Source organism: Halomonas sp. ND22Bw (genome assembly GCF_003011945.1).
GTDB classification, from domain to species: domain Bacteria; phylum Pseudomonadota; class Gammaproteobacteria; order Pseudomonadales; family Halomonadaceae; genus Halomonas; species Halomonas halophila.
In genome coordinates, this window is sequence record NZ_PXWD01000447.1 from 1 (window position 1) to 334 (window position 334).

Here is a 334-nt window from a genome sequence, read left to right on the forward strand (position 1 = left end):
CGCTGCGTGAAGCGCTGGAGAACCTGGACAAGGACCGCGCCTTCCTCAAGAAGGGCGGCGTCATGGATGACGACTTCATCGACAGCTACATCGAGCTGAAGATGGAAGAAGTGATGCGTCTGCAACTGCATCCGCACCCCGTCGAGTTCGACATGTATTACAGCTGCTGATCGCAGGATCAGCGTGAAGACGAAGGGCCGGGGATCGCTCCCCGGCCCTTTTTCCATGTCTTGGATTCGCTGGCGAAACGCGACGCCCGCGTCTCACTATCGGATCGTCAGGCGACCTCGGCTTCCAGCGCGTCCGCCTTGCTGCGCCGCAGTTCGATCAGCCG

1 pseudogene is annotated in these 334 nt (G+C 60.8%); it reads left to right on the plus strand.

Annotated elements, in window-relative coordinates:
- Positions 1-170, plus strand: a pseudogene (glnA, locus tag CVH10_RS18870) (glutamine synthetase); the annotation flags it as partial.
- Positions 171-334 lie beyond the last annotated feature (164 nt).